Raw genomic sequence first — 17,385 nt, 5'->3', positions numbered from 1 at the left:
AAAGGATGGACATGGGCGAGTTCGACTACACCGACCTGCTGCCGCTGGGAGCCGATGAGACCGAGTATCGGCTGATCACGTCGGAGGGGGTGCGGAAGGTCGAGGCGGCCGGGCGTACGTTCCTCGAGGTCGAGCCGGAGGCGCTGCGGCTGCTGACCGAGACGGCCATCCACGACATCTCCCACTTCCTGCGGGCCTCGCACCTCGCCCAGCTCCGGAAGATCGTCGACGACCCCGAGTCGAGCGGCAACGACCGCTTCGTGGCGCTCGACCTGCTCAAGAACGCCTCCATCTCCGCCGGTGGCGTCCTGCCCATGTGCCAGGACACCGGCACCGCGATCGTCATGGGCAAGCGCGGGCGTCACGTGCTGACCGACGGGCTCGACTCCGAGCACATCTCCCGGGGCGTGTACGACGCCTACACCAAGCTCAACCTGCGTTACTCGCAGATGGCGCCCCTGAACATGTGGGACGAGAAGAACACCGGCAACAACCTCCCCGCCCAGATCGAGCTGTACGCCGAGGACCCGCACGGCCACCCGGACGAGTACAAGCTGCTGTTCATGGCCAAGGGCGGCGGCTCGGCCAACAAGTCGTTCCTGTACCAGGAGACCAAGGCCGTGCTCAACGAGAAGCGCATGATGGCCTTCCTGGAGGAGAAGATCCGCTCGCTCGGCACCGCGGCCTGCCCGCCGTACCACCTGGCCGTCGTGGTGGGCGGCACCTCCGCCGAGTACGCGCTGAAGACCGCCAAGTACGCCAGCGCCCGCTACCTCGACTCGATCCCCACGGAGGGGTCGGCGTCCGGGCACGGGTTCCGCGACCTGGAGATGGAGGCCAAGGTCTTCGAGCTGACGCAGAAGCTGGGGATCGGGGCGCAGTTCGGCGGCAAGTACTTCTGCCACGACGTACGCGTCATCCGCCTGCCCCGGCACGGGGCCTCCTGCCCGGTGGCCATCGCGGTCTCCTGCTCGGCCGACCGCCAGGCGCTGGCCAAGATCACCCCTGAGGGCGTCTTCCTCGAGAAGCTGGAGACGGACCCGGCGCGGTTCCTCCCGGAGACGACGGACGAGCATCTCTCGGACGACGTCGTCCAGATCAACCTCAACCGCCCCATGCCCGAGATCCTCGCCGAGCTCACGAAATACCCCGTCAAGACCCGCCTCTCCCTGACCGGCCCCCTCGTGGTCGCCCGCGACATCGCCCACGCCAAGATCGCCGAGCTGCTCGACAACGGCGGCGAGATGCCTCAGTACCTGAAGGACCACGCCGTCTACTACGCCGGGCCGGCCAAGACCCCTTCGGGGTACGCGTCGGGCTCGTTCGGGCCGACGACCGCCGGGCGGATGGACTCGTACGTGGGGCGCTTCCAGGCGGCCGGCGGCTCCATGGTCATGCTGGCCAAGGGCAACCGGTCGAAGCAGGTCACGGAGGCCTGCCAGCAGCACGGCGGGTTCTACCTCGGCTCCATCGGCGGGCCCGCGGCCCGGCTGGCGCAGGACTGCATCAAGAAGGTCGAGGTGCTGGAGTATCCCGAGCTGGGGATGGAGGCGGTGTGGAAGATCGAGGTCGTGGACTTCCCGGCGTTCATCGTGGTGGACGACAAGGGCGACGACTTCTTCACCGACCGCACCGGCCCCGTGCTGACGATCGGCCGCCGCTGACCGCCTGATCCCTTGAGGCTCCACCCACCGGCGCGGCCGACCGCCGGTGGGGCGGGGCCATGGCGGCGGACGGGCGAGCCAGGCGCGAGAGTCGCCGGCCCCGGGGGGCGGTGTCACCCCGGAAGGCCGGATCGCCGCGGAGGCGGTGAGCTGAGGGTGGCGGCGAGTGAGCCGGATACGCCCCTGGCGCGGGCGAGGTGCGGCTCAGGCGGCCACCGGGGCCCGGTGCGGCGCCACGACGGTGCCGTCGGGCAGCAGCAGACCGGTGTCGTCGAACAGCACGACGCCGTTGCAGAGCAGGCTCCAGCCCTGGTCGGGGTGGGCCGCGATCACGTGCGAGGCCTCACGGTCGGGTGAGTCGGCACTCGGGCAAGCGGGGTAGTGACAGCACATCGCGCACCTCTCAGATTGCGCTCCTGATTCATGGCTTTCAAAAGGGCAGCTTGCGCCCCGACGGCGTGCGAAGGTCCAGAGCGATCCCGCTCGGTTTCTTCGGCCGGGTGCGAACCTGGGTCTGGCGCATCTTCATCACGTCCTTCAACGACCTGTCGTTAGTGGTGGAACCTTGGTGTTCGCCCTCATTCTGACGCCGGGCACCGACACTTTGCGGGCCTGTGGGAGAACTCCCTCTCTCATGGCTGTACCATGCCCCCGCCCCCTTACGGGACCCTTACAACTCGCTGACGGGGCCCCTCAGTTCCTGTCCGTCAGCCTGCCGTACACCTGAAAGTCCCCTGCCTTGCATCATGCACATTTAACGGGCCCGCGAGTGTGCCGCACGACACACATCGCCGCCGAGCTGCGCAAACGCGTTCAGGAAAGCCGGTACGGCAGGCCCGTGCGGGCCGTGGGTAAGGCCGTCCGCGACGGCTGGACCAATCTGACTCCCTCGACATTGCCAAGAGACGGCAGGACCCCGCGGCCACGCCTCGCCGGCGCCTGTCCGGGAGCCTCCCCGGCTACCCTCTGTATCGGAACGCGCGCCCGGACTGCGCCGAGAATCCGCAGGGCCTCATCAACTGGGCCGATCTGGCCAGGAGGTTTGCTGACGTCACGAGTCAGGCGGGTTGACTTAAGTTCGCAACAATTTATCGGCCGCGCCTCTACTGGTCGGTTTACACAAATAGGTAAGCTGCCAGGCATGCGTGCGCCCTCCGGTTACCTACTCGCCGCGCGCTACCGGCTTATGGAGCCGGTCGGACGCGGCGGCATGGGCACCGTTTGGCGGGCACATGACGAGTTGCTCGACCGCGACGTGGCGGTCAAGGAAGTGCGCCTGCCCAACGTGCTCGACGAGGAGTTGCGTGCCGAGCTGTGCGCGCGCACCGAGCGCGAGGGCCGGGCGACCGCGATGGTCGCGCACCCCTCGGTCATCACCGTCTTCGACGTGGTCACCGAGGACGACCGGCCGTGGATCGTGATGGAGCTGCTGCGGGCCAAGTCCCTGGAGCAGCTCATCCAGGAGCAGGGACCGCTCCACCCGCGCAGGGCCGCCGAGATCGGCCGGCAGATCCTCGGGGCGCTGCGCGCCGTGCACGCCAAGGGGATCCTCCACCGCGACGTCAAGCCGAGCAACGTGCTGGTGACCGAGGACCGCGCGGTGCTCACCGACTTCGGTCTGGCCGCACTGGAAGGTGACGTTTCCATCACCCAGGCGGGCATCGTCCTGGGGTCCGCGGGATACATCGCTCCAGAGCGGGTGCTGGGCTCGAAGGCCAGCCCGGCGGGCGATCTGTGGTCGCTCGGCGCGACCCTCTACACCGCCGTCGAGGGCAGAGGCCTGCACGGGCGCCGTACGGCCGCCGCCGCGCTCGCGGCGCTGACCAGTGGCGAGCCGATCCCGATGACCAAGGCCGGGCCGCTGGCCCCCGTGCTTGACGCGCTGCTCAGGATCGACCCCGCGACCAGGCTCGACTCCGTGCGGGCCTCGCTCATGCTGGCCAGGGTGGCCGCCGGAGGCTCGGCCGAGGAGCCGCTGGCCCCGCGCAAGCCCGTACGTTCCGGGCCGGCCATCAACCCGCCGTCTTTCACACGCAGGCCCACGCATCGTGGGCTTCACAGGGCCGACGTCTCCACGACAGCGCTGTCTGTCCCGGTGCCCAGGCAGGAGCGCAAGCCCGGTGAGGGCGTGCACAGGAAGCGCGTCGAAGCGCGGCCGACGCCGTCCGCTTATGCCCGTTTCAAAGCGACGGTGATAAAGTTGTGCCTTCCTCGACGGTTCTGGCCAAGAGAACTTCGCAAGCGAGGGTAAAGCACTTCCCAAGCGAGAATCGATATCTTCTTCTCATGCCGGAACAGCAGACACGCCTGCTCGCGGAGCGCTACGAGCTCATAGCCCCGCTCGGCCGGGGCACGATGGGCACCGTGTGGCGCGCCCGCGACCGCGCGCTCGGGCGCGAGGTGGCGGTCAAGGAAATCCGCCAGGACCCGGGACTCACCGACGACCAGCGGGCCGAGCTGCGCGAACGCATGGTCCGCGAGGGCCGCATCGCCGCGCGGATCAACCATCCCTCGGTGGCGTCCATCCACGACGTCCTGATCCAGGACGACAGCCCGTGGATCATCATGGAGCTCATCGAGGCCCGATCGCTGGAGCAGGTGATCGACGAGGAGGGGCCGCTGCCACCACGGCTCGTGGCGGAGATCGGCGTGGACCTGCTCGGGGCGCTGCGCGCCGCGCACGCCCAGGGGATCACCCACCGCGACGTCAAGCCGGGCAACGTGCTCATCACGGAGAGCGGGCGCGTGGTGCTCACCGACTTCGGCATCGCCAAGGCCGAGGGCGACTCGCGGCTGACGAAAACGGGCATGGTGATCGGTTCGCCCGGCTACACGGCCCCGGAACGTGCCAGGGGCGAGTACACCGGCCCCGAGTCGGACATCTGGTCGCTCGGGGCGACGCTCTACTTCGCCGTCGAGGGGCGCCCGGCGTACGAGCGGGCCACGATCGCGGAGACGCTGGCGGCGCTGCTCACCGAGAGCGCCGACCCGCCCACGCAGGCAGGTCAGCTGCGGCCCGTGCTGAACGGGCTGCTGAACAAGGACTACCGGCAGCGCCTCAACGCTGCCAAGGCGGAGACCCTGCTGCGCATGGTCGCCGACACCCCCACGAGCGACATGCCGGCGATCACGGCTGAGGCTCTCATGGCGCAGGAGGCCGCTTTGCCCGACCCGTTCGCCGGCAAGAACCCAGCCCAAAAGAATCCAGCCCAAAAGAATCCAGCCCAAAAGAATCCGGCCCAGCAGAATCCGGGCCAGCAGAATCCGGGCCAGGCCCAGACGAACCCTGTGCAGAAGCCCCCGGTCCCCCAGGCCGGGCCCGCCGGCCCCGCGCCGTACGGACCCGGAGGCGCGGGCGCTCCCGGCGGCCAGGCTCCCTGGGGCCCGGGTCCCGCCGGCCGGGGTCAGGGCCCAGGCCAGGGCCCAGGTCAGGGCCCGGGCGCGCAGGCCCCCAGAGGGCCTGTCGGCGCGCCAGGCGGCCAGGTGCCCGGTGGCCCGGGCGGCCCGGGCCGTGGGCCGGCGTCGGGGCCGCACGGGCCGATGACGAGCCCCGGCACGCCCACCGTGCCGCGCAACGCCGCGCCTCAGCGCCAGCCGCAGTCCGGCCCTCAAGGAGCCGCAGCCTCTCCTGAAGCGGGGTTCGACCCCGAGCGGACGGTCAGCGTCCAGCGTCCCAAGGGCCCGTTCCCGCCGGCTCCGGAGCAGAGCAGGCCGCCGCAGGGGCCCGGCGACGAGGGTGCGGTCGTCACCACGCGCATCCAGCTCCCGCCCGCGCCCGGCCAGCAGGTCTATCCGCCCACCACGCCACCCGCGGGCCGGCAGCCCGCCCCCCGGCAACCGGGCCCCCAGCAGCCGCCGCCCCCGCCTGGGGGCCAGCAGGTCCCGCGGCAGGGCAAGGGCCTGGGGACCGACCTGTTCGCCATCGCCGGGCAGCCGGAGCAGCCCTCGGGCAACCGCAACGGCATGCTGGTGCTCATGGCGGTGGCCGCCGCGGCCGCCGTGGTGATCGCCGTACTCATCGTCGCGCTCTTCTCCAGCTGACCCGCGCCGCGGCCGTGAGGCGGTCGTGGGTCAGACTGGAAGTCATGAGCGAGTTCAGAATCGAGCATGACTCGATGGGCGAGGTGCGCGTGCCCGCAGGCGCCAGGTGGCGCGCGCAGACCCAGCGGGCAGTGGAGAATTTCCCGGTTTCCGGACGCCCTCTCGAGCCGTCCCACATAGCCGCGCTCGGCCTGATCAAGGCGGTGGCCGCCGAGGTGAACGGCGAGCTGGGCGTGATCGACAAGGACCTGGCCGAGGCCGTCGCCCAGGCGGCGGCCGACGTCGCCGAGAACGAGCACGACGCCCACTTCCCGATCGACGTCTTCCAGACCGGCTCCGGCACCTCGTCCAACATGAACGCCAACGAGGTGATCGCGACGCTGGCCGAGGAGCGCCTCGGCCGTCCCGTGCACCCGAACGACCACGTGAACGCCTCCCAGTCGTCCAACGACGTCTTCCCCACCTCGATCCATGTGGCGGCGGCGACGGAGGTGACCTTCCACCTGCTGCCCTCGCTCAGGCATCTGGCGGCGGTGCTGCGGGAGAAGGCGATCGAGTTCGACGGGGTGGTGAAGTCGGGGCGCACCCATCTGATGGACGCGACCCCGGTGAGGCTCGGCCAGGAGTTCGGCGGGTACGCCACCCAGGTCGAGAACGGCGTCCTGCGGGTCGCGACGGCCCTTGAGCGCGTGCTCGAGCTGCCCCTGGGCGGGACGGCCGTGGGCACCGGCATCAACACCCCGCCGGGCTTCGCTCAGGCGACCATCGCCAAGCTGGCCGAGGCCACCGGCATCCCGTTCGTCGAGGCCGGTGACCATTTCGAGGCCCAGGGCGCGCAGGACTCGATCGTCGAGCTGTCGGGCCAGCTCAAGGTGGTGGCCGTCTCGCTGACCAAGATCGCCAACGACCTCCGCTGGATGGGCTCGGGCCCGCGCGCCGGGCTGGCCGAGATCAACCTGCCCGACCTGCAGCCCGGCTCGTCCATCATGCCCGGCAAGGTCAACCCGGTGCTCCCCGAGGCCACGGCCATGGTCGCGGCCCAGGTCATCGGCAACGACACGGCGATCACGTTCGCCGGCGCGTCCGGCAACTTCGAGCTGAACGTGCAGCTGCCGATCATCGCGCGCAACATCCTGGAGTCGATCAGGCTGCTGGCGAACGTGTCGCGGCTGCTCGCCGACCGCTGCGTCGCCGGCATCACGGCGAACGTCGAGCGCCTGCGCGAATACGCCGAGTCGTCCCCGTCGATCGTCACCCCGCTGAACAGGTACGTCGGCTACGAGGAGGCCGCGAAGATCGCCAAGCAGGCCCTGGCCGAGCGCAAGACCATCCGCGAGGTGGTCATCGAGCGCGGCCACGTGGCCGACGGCACCCTCACTGAGGAGCAGCTCGACGCCGCGCTCGATGTGTTGTCGATGACCCGGCCTCAGTGACCCGCTGACGCCTGGGCCTGCGTGGCGTGCGCCCACAGGGTGAGCAGGGACAGCGCGGCGCCGGAGTCGACCGCCTCCGCGGCCCGCTTGTAGGCCATGCCCAGGGCGGGCGTGAGGTCGGGTGCGGGCGGCGTTCCCTCGGCGGCCACCACGGCGGCGGCCGCGTTGAGCAGGACGACGTCCCGCACCGGGCCCCGCTCGCCCGCGAGCACGGCCCGCGCCACGGCCGCGTTGTGCCGGGCGTCGCCGCCGCGCAGGTCGTCCTGGCGCGACCGCGGGATCGACAGGTCGGCCGGGTCGAAGGCGGTGGGCGTGACCGTGCCCCGGCGTACGACCCAGATCGTGGAGGGGCCCGTGGTGGTGAGCTCGTCGAGCCCGTCGTCGCCCCTGAAGACCAGCGAGGAGCAGCCGCGCTGGGCCAGCACGCCCGCGATGACCGGCGCCATCCCCTGGTGGAAGACGCCGACCGCCTGAGCGGCCGGCAGGGCCGGGTTGGTGAGCGGGCCCAGGAAGTTGAAGACCGTGGGCACGCCCAGCTCGCGGCGCGGCCCGGCGGTGCGTCTCAGCCCGGAGTTGAACGCGGGCGCGAAGCAGAACGTGATGCCGACCTCGTCCGCGACCCTGACCACCGCGGCCGGCGGCAGGTCGATGACCACGCCCAGCTCCTCCAGCACGTCCGCCGCGCCCGCCAGCGAGGAGGCGGCCCGGCCGCCGTGCTTGACGACCTTGACGCCCGCGGCGGCGGCGACGATGGCGGCCATGGTGGAGATGTTCACGGTGTGGGCGCGGTCGCCGCCGGTGCCGACCAGGTCCACGGGGTCGCCGGAGACCCTGATCGCGGCCGATTTCAGGAGCATGCCGTCGGCCAGCCCGGACACCTCGGCCACGCTCTCGCCCTTGGCCCGGAGCGCGATCGCGAACGCGGCGATCTGGGCGTCCGTGGCCGTCTCGCCGATGATCTGCTCCATGGCCCACTTGGCCTGGAGGGAGGTGAGGGACCTGCCGTCGAGCAGCGTGGTGAGCAGTGCTGGCCAGGTGGTGGTCATGGTGAGCGCCCCTTTCGTCAGTGCTCGACGGGGGCGCGTACGACATGCGATCGGCCGCCTCGTCGAGGCGGCCGGTGCGTATGCGCTGGGAGGTCCGCCTAGGAGGCGGGCCACCACTGGGACGAATACGCGGTCATGCGTTCAAGATAGCAGACGCCGTGATCCACATAGGGCGGCGCGGATCTATGTCGCCGGCACCCATGCGTCGTGGCGCGGCCACCGCCTAGGGTTCGGGGTATGGCGAAGGAGCTGACGGGGCGGACCGCGCTTGTGACGGGGGCGGGGGGCGGCATCGGGGCGGCCTGCGCCCGGCGCCTGGCCGCCGACGGGGCGAAAGTACTGGTCGTCGACCTGCGGGCCGAGCCCGCCGAGAAGATCGCCGCCGAGATCGGCGGGGTGGCGGTGGTGGCCGATCTGAGCGATGCCGGGTTCGTGGCGGCGCTGCCTGACGAGCCGGTCGACATCGTGGTGAACAACGCCGGTTTCCAGCACGTCGCGCCGATCGAGGACTTCCCGCCCGAGGTGTTCTCGGCGATCCTGCGGGTGATGGTCGAGGCGCCGTTCCTGATCGCGCGGCAGGTGCTGCCCGGCATGTACGCCAGGGGCTGGGGGCGGTTCGTGAACATCTCGTCCGTGCACGGGCTGCGTGCCTCGCCGTTCAAGTCGGCGTACACGACGGCCAAGCACGGGCTGGAGGGCTTCTCCAAGGTCGTCGCGCTCGAAGGGGCGCCGCACGGGGTCACCTCCACCTGCGTCTGCCCCGCCTACGTACGGACGGGGCTGGTCGAGGCGCAGATCGCCGACCAGGCTAAAGTGCACGGCATCGAGCCGGACGAGGTCGTCGAGAACATCATGCTGCAGCCCGCCGCGATCAAGCGGCTGATCGAGCCCGAGGAGGTGGCCGAGCTGGTCGCCTACCTCTGCGGCCCCGCCGGGTCGTTCATCACCGGCGTCTCCCTTCCCATGGACGGCGGCTGGACGGCGCACTAGTGCTACGGATCCCAGCGGCCGAGCCGCCGAGCGGAGTGAGGCCATGAGCACGCAGTTCCTGGAGTTGCTCGCGCGGGAGGCGTCGGCGGTCGAGTTCGAGGGGCCGATCATCGAGGCCAGGGCGCGGGGCGCGGACCCGGCCACGATCGAGGAGCTGGAGCAGGCCAAGGTCGAGGCGCTCAAGGTGCGTGACCTGCTCAAGCGGCGCGCCAGGCGCGAGGCCGAGCTGTCGGCCCTCTACGACACGGCCGGCGACCTGGCCGCGCTGCGCGACCTCGACGCCGTGCTGGAGGCCATCGTGCACCGGGCCAGGCAGCTGCTGGCCACCGACGTCGCGTACATGACGCTGCACGACCCCGAGCAGGGCGACACGTACATGCGGGTCACCGACGGGTCGATCTCGGCCAAGTTCAGGGCGTTGCGGCTGGCCATGGGGGCGGGGCTGGGCGGCCTGGTCGCGCAGACGGCCACCCCGTACTCGACGGCCGACTACTTCGCCGACGCCAGGTTCCGGCACAAGCACCACATCGACGAGGCCGTCACGGAGGAGGGCCTGGTCGCGATCCTGGGCGTGCCGCTGCGGCTGGGGCAACGGGTGATCGGCGTGCTGATGGCGGCCAACCGCAGCGCGCGGCCGTTCCACCAGGAGGAGGTGTCGCTGCTGGCCAGCCTGGCAGCGCACGCCGCCGTCGCGATCGACAACGCCAGGCTGCTGCAGGAGACCAGGAACGCGCTGGAGGAGCTCTCCCAGGCCCACAGGACCGCCAGGGCGCACGGGGAGGCCGTGGAGCGGGCCGCGCTGGCCCACGACCGGATGACCTCGCTGGTGCTGCGCGGCGGCGGGATCGAGGACGTGGCGGCCGTGGTGACCGACGTGCTCGGCGGCTCACTGGCCGTGCTGGACGATCTGGGGCGGCCGCTCACGGGTGACGTGGGCGAGCTGGACGCCGGGGTGTTCGAGTCGGCGCAGGCGTCCAGGGCGCTGGGGCGGACCGTGCGGCGGGGCGACCTGCTGATCGCGTCGGTGGACGTCGGCGGGGAGCCGCTGTGCACGCTGATCCTGCGCAGCGACGACGCCGACGGACGCATCCTGGAGCGGGCGGCGCTGGTGTGCGCGCTGCTGCTGCTGTTCCGCCGGAGCGTGGCGGAGGCCGAGGGCCGGGTCAGGGGCGAGCTGCTCGACGACCTGATCTCGCGGCCCGGCTCCCCCGGCCTGGCCGACCGGGCCCGGCGGCTGGGCGTCGATCTCTCGGCGCCGCACGTCGTGGTCGTGGTGCGGCATGAGGGCCAGCGGGAACGGGCCGCGTTCTGGGCCTCGTCGCAGGCCACGCTGCGGCACGGGCTCGCGGCCGGCCGGGCGGGCGAGGTGGTGCTGCTGCTGCCGGGGGCCAACGCGGGCGGCATCGCGCAGCGCGTCGCCGCCGAGTTGAGCGCGTCGCTGCAGGTGCCCGCGACGGCGGGCGCGTCGAAAGTGTGCCTCCCCGGTGCGCCGGCCCGGCCGCCGGGCGGCGGCGAGCCCGGGGCGGGCGCCGTGGCGGGCGACGTGGCGGTGGCCTACCAGGAGGCACGCAGGTGCGCCGAGGCGCTGATCGCGCTCGGACGGGCGGGTGACGGCGCGAGCGCGGCCGAGCTGGGGTTCGTCGGGCTGCTCGTGGGCGACGGCCGTGACGTGCGCGGCTTCGTCGGGCGGGTGCTCGGCGCCGTGATCGACTACGACGCCCGCAGGGGCACCGCGCTGGCCGACACGCTGGCCGCCTACTTCGGCTCGGGCGGCTCGCCCTCCCGTACGGCCGAGGCCATGCACATCCACGTCAACACCGTCACGCAGCGGCTCGACCGGATCGGCAAGCTGCTCGGCGACGGCTGGCTGGAGCCGGAACGCGCGCTCGAGATCCAGCTCGCGCTCCGCCTGCACCGGCTCGGCCACACATCCACCCCACAGACTGTGGGCCCCGACCCCATATGAGTGACGCCGGTCACTCCTTACCGTGACCGGCATGGCCACTTCCATCAAGAAGATCGTCGCCGCGAGCCTGATCGGCACCACCATCGAGTGGTACGACTTCTTCCTGTACGGCTCGGCAGCCGCCCTCGTCTTCAACAAGCTCTTCTTCCCCGAGTCCGACCCGCTCACCGGCACGCTGCTGGCGTTCCTCACCTACGCCGTCGGATTCGTCGCCCGTCCGCTCGGCGGCCTGGTCTTCGGCCACTTCGGCGACCGGATCGGCCGCAAGACGCTGCTGGTCGTCAGCCTGCTGACGATGGGCGCGGCCACGTTCCTGATCGGCTGCCTGCCGACGTACGAGACCCTGGGCCCGTCCGCGGCGCTGCTGCTGACCTCGCTCCGGCTCGTGCAGGGCTTCGCGCTCGGCGGCGAGTGGGGCGGCGCGGTGCTGATCGTCTCCGAGCACGGCGACACGGCCCGCCGCGGCTTCTGGGCCTCCTGGCCGCAGGCCGGCGCTCCCGGCGGCAACCTGCTGGCCACCGGCGTGCTGGCGGCCCTGGCCGCCTGGCAGTCGGACGAGGCGTTCCTGGCGTGGGGCTGGCGGGTGCCGTTCCTGCTGTCGGGCGTGCTGGTGCTGATCGGCCTCTGGATCCGCCTGACGATCACCGAGTCGCCGGTGTTCCAGGAGGCGCCGCCGGAGAAGGCGCCGCCCATCGTGGGCGTGCTGCGGCACCACTGGAAGGACGTGCTCACCGCGATCGGCGCGCGCCTCGCGGAGAACATCTCCTTCTACCTGCTCACCGTCTTCGTCATCACGTACGCCAAGTCAGTCAAGATCGAGAACTCCACCGTGCTGAACGCGGTGCTGATCGCCTCGGCCATCCACTTCGTCACGATCCCCATGTGGGGCGCGCTGTCGGACCGGATCGGCCGCCGCCCGATCTACCTGGCGGGCGCCGCCGGCATCGGAGTGTGGATCTTCGCGTTCTTCCCGCTCGTGGACACCGGCAACTTCCTGGTGATCACCCTCGCCATCACCGTCGGCCTGCTCTTCCACGGCATGATGTACGGCCCGCAGGCGGCCTTCTTCTCCGAGCTCTTCGGCACGAGGATGCGCTACACCGGCGTCTCCATCGGCGCGCAGCTGTCGGCGATCGTGGCCGGCGCGCTGGCCCCGATCATCGCGGTCGCGCTGCTGAAGTCGTACTCGAGCAGCCTGCCCATCTCGGTCTACCTTGGTCTGGCGGCGCTGCTCACGCTGGGCGCGGTCTACGCCGCCCGCGAGACCCAGGGCAGCGACCTGGCCGAAAGGATCCACGCGCGATGAAGGTCACCACGCCCAGACTCACCCAGAACGTCCTGACCGTCGAGGGCAGGGACACCGGCGAGCCGGTGCTGTTCGTGCACGGGAACGTCTCCTCGGCCGCCTTCTGGCGCGACAGCATGGCGGCGCTGCCCGGCGGCTACCGCCCGCTCGCGGTCGACCTGCGCGGGTTCGGTGACAGCGACCCCGCGCCCGTGGACGCCACGAGGGGCCTGCGCGACTGGTCCGACGACCTGATCGAGCTGGTCGAGGCGCTGGGCCTGGACGGGGTGCACCTGGTCGGCTGGAGCCTGGGCGGCGGCATCGTGCTGCAGGTCCTGCGCGACCGGCCGGCCATCGTCAGGAGCGTCACCCTGGTCAACCCGATCTCCCCGTACGGCTTCGGCGGCACGGAGGGCCCGGACGGCCGCCTGACGCACCCCGACGGCACGGGAGCGGGCGCCGGCGCCGCCAACCCCGACTTCGTGGCCCGGCTCAAAGCGGGCGACATGTCGGACGAATCCCCCACGTCGCCGCGCAGTGTCTTCCGCTCCTCGTACGTCAAGCACCCCGAGGTCGCCGACGAGGACTTCTACGTACGCTCGATGCTCACCACCCGCGTCGGCGAGGCCAACTACCCGGGCGACGCCGCCGCCTCGGAGCAGTGGCCCGGCGTGGCCCCCGGCAAGCTCGGCATCCTCAACGCCATCGCCCCCACCCACTTCCGCCTGGACGACCTCCACGACATCGACCCCAAGCCGCCCGTCCTGTGGATCAGGGGCGCCGACGACGTGATCGTCTCCGACACGTCGTTCTTCGACCTGGCCCACCTGGGCGCGCTCGGCGTCGTGCCCGGCTCCCCCGGCACCCCGGCCCAGCCCATGGTGGCCCAGACCAGGGCCGTGCTGGAGCGCTACGGCCCGTACCGCGAGGCCGTCATCGACGACTGCGGCCACAGCCCGCACCTGGAGCACCCCGAAGAGTTCCTGCGCCTGCTGACCGCTCACCTCGGGGAGGCGTGATGCTCGTCGCGCTCACCTTGGTCGCGAGCCTGCTCACCCCGGCCCCGCAGCTCACGGTGCCGGGCGCGGAGCAGGCCGTGGTGGCCACGCTGGACGACCTGACCACGGCGGGCACCGCGAAGACCGGCCACACCGACCCGGCCGACTGGGCCGGGCTGCACTCGGCCGCCACGGTCAACCCGACGGGCGTGCCCGGCATCCAGATCGACGGCTACTTCCCCGACACCTCCACCACCAACGCCACCCACGGCTGGAACCACGACTCCCAGTTCGTGATCAGGCTCCCCGAGCGCTGGAACGGCGGCCTGGTCGTCGGCGGCACCCCGGGCAACAGGGAGCAGTACGCCAACGACTACACGATCTCCGACTGGGTGCTGGCCAAGGGCTACGCGTTCGCCGCCACCGACAAGGGCAACGTCGGCGTGAACTTCCACGAGGACGGCCGCGATCCAGGCGACGCCATCGCCGAGTGGAACCACCGGGTCACCCAGCTCACGGTGGCCGCCAAGGCCGTCGTCAGGCAGCGGTACGGCAGGAAGCCCCAGCGCACGTTCGTGGCGGGCATCTCCAACGGCGGCTACCTGGTCAGATGGCAGCTGGAGAACCGCGGCTGGCTCTACGACGGCGGCGTGGACTGGGAGGGCACGCTCTGGCGGGTCAAGGGCGACAACCTGCTGAACTTCCTGCCGCCCGCGCTGAAGGCGTACCCGGACGAGGCCGGGGTGCGGGCGGCCGGGTTCGCGGCGGGCTCGGAGTTCCTGTGGCCGTTCCACCGGCAGTACTACTGGGAGCTCACCCAGCAGCTCTACCAGAAGGAGCTGGACCCGTCCTACCAGGGCGCGGCGGCGGACTACGACTACGACCGGCGCAAGCCGTACGCGGCCGTCGCGAAGATCGCGCTGACCGGCCGGATCACCAAGCCGCTGATCACGATCCACGGGACGCTCGACACGCTGCTGCCGATCTCCCGCGACTCCGACGTCTACGCGAAGATGGTCGGCCCGCACCGGCCGTTCCGCTACCACCGCGTCGAAGGCGGCAACCACCTGGACAGCCTGGTGGACGTCTACCCCGACCGCCTCAAGCCCATGCTGCCGGCCTTCAGGAGCGCCTTCGAGGAGCTGGAGGGCTGGGTCAGTCCTTGAGGTAGCGGTGCCTGCCCGCGCGCGCCAGGCGCACCATGTGACGCGCGCCGGGCAGCCGCCTGCCGATGCGGTACAGGACGGTGTCCCTGCCCATGGGCGAGCGCCGCCCCGGATCGACCGCGGCGGCGGGCCGCACCAGGATCTTGCCCCTGCGCACCTCCAGCGCGAACCTGAGCCCGATCTCCTCCTCCGCCGTACGCAGCGACGTCAGCCAGGCGCCGGGGCCGAGCTGGTCGGGTGGCGGCATCATCCGCTTGACCGGCACCTTGGCCACGAGCTGTCCCGCGAGCCGGCCCGGCACCCCGGCCTCGACCAGGGCGGGCGCGCACACCTCGCGGCCGCGCCGCCCGGTGCTGCGCAGCACCAGCTCCAGCGGGGGTCCCCCGCTCGGCGGCACGTACGGCACCGGCAGCACGACGTACGCGTGCCCGTCGAGCCGCTTGACCTCCACCCCACGCGACACCAGGGCGATCGACTCGGAGAACGAGCGCGGCTCGACCGCCAGGCCCAGGTCGCCGTGGTCGGTCCAGCACGGCACCACCAGGCGCGTCCGGGGCCGCTGGGCCAGCACGCCCAGGCAGTTGAGCGGGCCCGCCGAGCTGCCGACCCGGCTCCTGGCCTGGTTGGCGCCGCCGAACATGCGTACGTGCACCTCCCACTGGCCCGGCCTGAGCGGCTCGCCGACCGCGGCGGCGGTCACGTCCAGCTGGGCCTCGCCCCTGATCTGCACGCGCATCCGGCGGCGGCCGTCCTGGATGCGCTCCACGTGCTGGGTCAGGGGCAGGAAGTGGATCACTCCCGTCTCGGCGTGGCGCACGTACAGCTCGACGCGGGCCCGCTCGACCGCCTCGGTGACGTCGGTGACGCTCTCGTCCAGGGCCTTGGTCTCCAGCGAGCGCGGCGGGATCCAGTGCAGGCGCTCGCCGTCCTCCCGGTACCGGTCGGGCGTGCCGTCGCCCGAAAGGACCTCCACGGTCAGCGCGAGCACCAGTACGTGGGCGTCCCAGCGCATCTCGGTCAGGTCGGCGCGGAGCCCGGCGCGCTTGGAGGAGTTCGACAGGAGCACGATCTGGTCCAGGCGTCCCATGCGCACGTACGCGGCCACCACGCGCAGCTGGACGGGCAGGTAGCGGTCGAGCCGCTCCGGGAACCGCTGCTCGACCAGCTCCTGCACCACCCGGAAGTGCAGGCCCCGGTCCACCGACGAGTCGGCGAAGCGGGCGGTCAGCAGCGGGCGCAGGACGGCGTACCGGAACCAGTGGGCCTGCATGCGGTCGCGCTGGCGGCCCTCGCCCACGCAGGTCTCGATGTCGGTGAGCAGCCCGTCGAGCTCCTTGACCATGGCCCGCGGCTCGTCCTCGGCCCCGAGCCGGTCGCCGAGGTGGCAGCAGACGTGCTCGGCCAGCACGGCGATGACCTTGGCGTGCAGGTAGGCCCGCATCACGAACGCCTGCTCGGCCATCCTGCCGCCGGGCACGGTGAACCCCAGCTCGTGCTCCTCCAGGAAGGCGCGGCGGTAGAGCTGCTGCGGCACGAGCAGTTGGAGCAGGCGGTCGCGCAGGATGTCGGCGCGGGCCGTGCCGCGCTCGAAGGCGGCCATCGGCGGCCCGAAGTCGCGGACCAGGCGGCCGACCAGCACGTCGGCGTCGGTCTCCACGGCACGCTCGTACATGCGGGCGACCGCGTCCTTCTCCAGGCGGTCACCCTGGTCGAGGAAGTAGACGTAGTCGCCGGCGGCGGCCGCCAGGCCCACGTTGCGGCCGCGCATGGGCGTCCCGGTGTGCGGCAGGTGCAGGACGCTCACGTTGTCACGGGTCGTGGCGATGGTGTCGAGGCGCTCGCCGATCCCGTCCGTGGAGCCGTCGTCCACGAAGATCACTTCGTACGCGTCCGGGGGCATCGTCTGCTCCAGGGCGGAGCGGATGCACGCGTCGGCGGTGGCCCCCGGATTGTGGACATTGACGATCACGCTGACCTTGACACCCATGCGGCCAGAGTGGGCCCGCATGCACGTTCGGGCGCGGCGGCTTGCCGATTAAAGAGGGAAAGTTGACCCTCTAATACCAACCCACCGACTGTGAGTGTCCCCAGGCGCCACAGGGCGTGCCGTAGCGGCCCTTGATGTAGCCGAGGCCCCACTTGATCTGGGTCGCGGGGTTGGTCTGCCAGTCGGCGCCCGCGCTGGCCATCTTGCTGCCGGGAAGGGACTGCGGGATGCCGTACGCGCCTGAGTAGCGGTTCATCGCCCGCGAGTTCCAGCCGCTCTCCTTCTGCCAGAGCCGCTCCAGGCAACCCCACTGGTCGTCGCCCCAGCCCATGGAGGCGAGCATGGCCTTGGCGGTGGCCTTGCTGCTGCCCGGCGAGGGGATGCTGCCCGGCGGGAAGTTCATGGAGGGGAACCCGTCACCGCCCGGCGCCTTCTTCGGCACCACCCAGTCGATGTCGGGGTTCTTGCCCGCGGAGGTCCGGCCGTCCTTGAGCTTGTCCGCCTTGTACGCCTGCTCGGCGGCGTTCTTGAGCGCGTCGTTCTGGGGGTCGGGCGTGTAGAAGCTGCCGCTCGCGATGGCGCCCAGCTGCTCGGGCGTGAACGGCGTGACGGCCGGCCTCTTGGCGTTCTCCATGGCGCGGTAGGCGACGAAACCGCCACCGCCGACCACGACCACCAGCGAGACGGTGGTGATCACCACCGCTTTCACGCTCAGGCGCTTCTTGGGCCGGCGTGCCGGGGGAAGGTCTTCCTTCGGCGGGCGCTCACTCAACTGCGGACCAGGGCTCACGAACCATGAGCTTGCCCTG

General features: G+C 71.5%; 13 protein-coding genes. 9 read left to right on the top strand and 4 right to left on the bottom strand.

Going from position 1 to position 17,385, the window contains the following annotated elements:
• The first annotated feature begins 11 nt into the window (after window positions 1–11).
• Window positions 12–1,664 carry a fumarate hydratase gene (locus tag ACWEPL_RS11450; RefSeq protein ID WP_350725656.1) on the top strand — a complete coding sequence of 551 codons (1,653 nt, stop codon included), beginning with the start codon at window positions 12–14 and terminating at the stop codon, window positions 1,662–1,664.
• A gap of 204 nt (window positions 1,665–1,868) precedes the next feature.
• Here ACWEPL_RS11450 and ACWEPL_RS11445 read toward each other — a convergent pair whose 3' ends face one another.
• Entirely contained in the window at window positions 1,869–2,057 is a 189-nt protein-coding gene (locus ACWEPL_RS11445; protein WP_350725658.1) for a DUF5999 family protein, read from the bottom strand.
• Between the two features lie 748 nt (window positions 2,058–2,805).
• On the opposite strand from ACWEPL_RS11445, the gene ACWEPL_RS11440 reads away from it, so the two are divergent.
• Genes ACWEPL_RS11440 through ACWEPL_RS11430 form a run of 3 tightly spaced genes read left to right on the top strand, consistent with a single transcriptional unit; the run spans window position 2,806 to window position 7,138 of the window.
• Window positions 2,806–3,915, top strand: coding sequence for a serine/threonine-protein kinase (locus tag ACWEPL_RS11440; protein WP_363970801.1), 1,110 nt, complete (start codon window positions 2,806–2,808; stop codon window positions 3,913–3,915).
• Between the two features lie 35 nt (window positions 3,916–3,950).
• Complete coding sequence (locus ACWEPL_RS11435; protein ID WP_452435973.1) at window positions 3,951–5,705, top strand: serine/threonine-protein kinase; 1,755 nt, start codon at window positions 3,951–3,953, stop codon at window positions 5,703–5,705.
• 44 nt (window positions 5,706–5,749) lie between these two features.
• Window positions 5,750–7,138, top strand: a complete 1,389-nt coding sequence (locus ACWEPL_RS11430) for a class II fumarate hydratase (RefSeq protein WP_452435972.1) — start codon at window positions 5,750–5,752, stop codon at window positions 7,136–7,138.
• On the opposite strand, the gene trpD is transcribed toward ACWEPL_RS11430, so the two are convergent.
• Complete coding sequence (trpD, locus tag ACWEPL_RS11425) at window positions 7,132–8,184, bottom strand: anthranilate phosphoribosyltransferase (protein WP_363970795.1); 1,053 nt, start codon at window positions 8,182–8,184, stop codon at window positions 7,132–7,134. The two genes, ACWEPL_RS11430 and trpD, sit on opposite strands and share 7 nt — an antisense overlap.
• Before the next feature lie 237 nt (window positions 8,185–8,421).
• Here trpD and ACWEPL_RS11420 point away from each other — a divergent pair, with 237 nt between their 5' ends.
• The 5 genes from ACWEPL_RS11420 to ACWEPL_RS11400 are packed head-to-tail and all read left to right on the top strand — an operon-like array spanning window position 8,422 to window position 14,589.
• Window positions 8,422–9,174, top strand: a complete 753-nt coding sequence (locus ACWEPL_RS11420; protein WP_452435971.1) for a 3-hydroxybutyrate dehydrogenase — start codon at window positions 8,422–8,424, stop codon at window positions 9,172–9,174.
• A gap of 43 nt (window positions 9,175–9,217) precedes the next feature.
• Window positions 9,218–11,140 carry a helix-turn-helix domain-containing protein gene (locus tag ACWEPL_RS11415; protein WP_363970791.1) on the top strand — a complete coding sequence of 641 codons (1,923 nt, stop codon included), beginning with the start codon at window positions 9,218–9,220 and terminating at the stop codon, window positions 11,138–11,140.
• A gap of 31 nt (window positions 11,141–11,171) precedes the next feature.
• Complete coding sequence (locus ACWEPL_RS11410; RefSeq protein WP_350725671.1) at window positions 11,172–12,446, top strand: MFS transporter; 1,275 nt, start codon at window positions 11,172–11,174, stop codon at window positions 12,444–12,446.
• A complete protein-coding gene (locus ACWEPL_RS11405) occupies window positions 12,443–13,444 on the top strand; it encodes an alpha/beta fold hydrolase (RefSeq protein ID WP_452435970.1) in 1,002 nt (333 codons plus the stop codon). The genes ACWEPL_RS11410 and ACWEPL_RS11405 overlap by 4 nt, the downstream gene beginning before the upstream one ends.
• A complete protein-coding gene (locus tag ACWEPL_RS11400) occupies window positions 13,444–14,589 on the top strand; it encodes an alpha/beta hydrolase family protein (RefSeq protein ID WP_452435969.1) in 1,146 nt (381 codons plus the stop codon). Before ACWEPL_RS11405 ends, ACWEPL_RS11400 begins: the two co-directional genes overlap by 1 nt.
• On the opposite strand, the gene ACWEPL_RS11395 is transcribed toward ACWEPL_RS11400, so the two are convergent.
• Window positions 14,579–16,576 (bottom strand): glycosyltransferase family 2 protein, encoded by a 1,998-nt coding sequence (locus ACWEPL_RS11395; protein WP_452435968.1) that lies wholly within the window; start codon window positions 16,574–16,576, stop codon window positions 14,579–14,581. The genes ACWEPL_RS11400 and ACWEPL_RS11395 overlap by 11 nt on opposite strands.
• A gap of 70 nt (window positions 16,577–16,646) precedes the next feature.
• Window positions 16,647–17,285, bottom strand: a complete 639-nt coding sequence (locus ACWEPL_RS11390; protein ID WP_363970782.1) for an aggregation-promoting factor C-terminal-like domain-containing protein — start codon at window positions 17,283–17,285, stop codon at window positions 16,647–16,649.
• Window positions 17,286–17,385 lie beyond the last annotated feature (100 nt).

This window comes from Nonomuraea sp. NPDC004186 (genome assembly GCF_053603495.1).
The sequence above is the reverse complement of the archived record's forward strand: the minus strand, read 5'-3'. Positions and strand labels throughout refer to the sequence as shown.